The following is a 1665-nucleotide window of genomic DNA, read 5'->3' as shown; positions in this document are numbered from 1 at the left end:
AGGGTGGTCAGGTGTGTCGCCGCGGGACCGGGGGTGTGTCCGTGCTGGTCCATGAGCTGTCTGATCTCGCCGGTGGCCTCGCGGATGGTGTCCTTGCTGACGGTGAACAGGCGGGCGAGCACGGTGGGCGACAGGCCAAGGCGCTGGTGCAGCACGGTGGCCAGGACGCGGTCGGCCAGGTCGAGTTTGGCTTTGCGGCCGCCGCCCGGGGCTCGGCGTCGGGTGCCTCCGTCGCGTCGGGTAGTGCGGTCCGGGGAGTGCAGTGCCTGCCAGGGCGAGGCCAGGGCTGTGGTCAGCTCGGTCAGTTCGGTGCTGGTCATACCGGTCAGGGCGGGGTGCGCCAGGGCCTCGCGGTCGAGGCGGGCGGTTGGCTTGCCGGGGTTCGTCGGCTCGGTGGGCCGTGGGTGCACGGTGTAGTTCCATTCCCCGTGGAAGGCATGGCCGGCCAGCGGTACCGCGTTCAGTTCAGCGTCGCTGACCTTCACCCCCGTGGGATAGCTGCCGGGGTCCAGTTCGGCGTGGACGGTGAGCCCGGTGCGGTTGGTGGTCGCGGCGATGCTCTGCACGATGACCTCGTAGCTGGTCAGCGGCTGGCCGCGCCAGTTCATCGTGATCGCGGAGAATAGCCGGTGCTCGATCCGATTCCATTTCGATGTGCCCGGAGGCATATGGCAGACCGTGACGGCCAGGCCCGTCTCGGCGGCAAAGGCGGCGAGTTCGGTCTTCCAGGCCCGGGTGCGGTAGCCGTTGGAGCCACCCGCGTCGGCGGTGATCAGCAGACGGGTGGCGCCGGGGTAGTCGAGACGTCCCTGCCCGTTCCACCAGCGGCGGATCGATTCGACCGCGAAGGCCGCGGTATCGTGATCCGTACCGACGTTCACCCAGCCGGTGCCCGCCGCCAGGTCGTAGATGCCGTAGGGCAGGGCCTTGCCCAGCGCGTCGCTGGGGAAGTCATGAACGTCGACCCGCACAGGTTTACCGGCCGGCCGCCATTGGCATCCCGTGTTCTTGAACTCCCCGACGACTTCCTTCTTTTTCGTGTCCACGCTGACCACCGGCTCGCCGTTGACCTGATGGTCCTTGGCCTGGTCGTTGATGTACCGGAACTGCGCGTCCCGGTCGGGGTGTTGAGCACCTTCAAGGGTCTTGGCATTGGCCTGCAGACTGAAGCCGTTCTCCCGCAGCAGCCGGCCCACGGTCGGCGCTGACGCGGCGTGGCCCTGCCGTGTCAGCGCCCCGGCCAGAGACCGCAGCGACTTGGTCGTCCACCGCAGCGGCGACATCGGATCGCCCCGCTCGTCTGGCTCCACCAGGGCCAGTAGAGCCGGAACGAGCAGCGGGTCAAGCTCCTCTGCGCTCTTGCGACCGCCGCCGTCCCGGCGGACCCGGCCGTCGGGCAAGGGATCCTCACCGCCTTCCAGCTCGAAGACTCCCTTGCGCACCGTCGTCTCGCTCACCCCCGCGGCACGGGCGACGGCCCTCACCCCGCCGTGCCCCAGCAGCCGGGCCTCGGCGGCCAGCGCCAGCCGCTGCTGCCGCTCATTCAGATGGGGAAACAACACCCCGAATCTCAGGGCAAGTTGGTCACGAAGCTCGCTCGGTATGCGCATACCACACCAACGACAGAGACACCGTGAAGCAACGTGTTGATTCTTTACGAGCCCT

General features: G+C 68.5%; 1 protein-coding gene. It reads right to left on the bottom strand.

The window, feature by feature from the left end:
- On the bottom strand, nt 1-1610 hold a 1610-nt coding region (locus tag ACWEN3_RS46295), incomplete at its 3' end, for an ISAzo13 family transposase (protein ID WP_452984427.1).
- Nucleotides 1611-1665: the final 55 nt, after the last annotated feature.

The sequence above is a fragment of the Streptomyces sp. NPDC004561 genome (assembly GCF_053602155.1).
The sequence above is the reverse complement of the archived record's forward strand: the minus strand, read 5'-3'. Positions and strand labels throughout refer to the sequence as shown.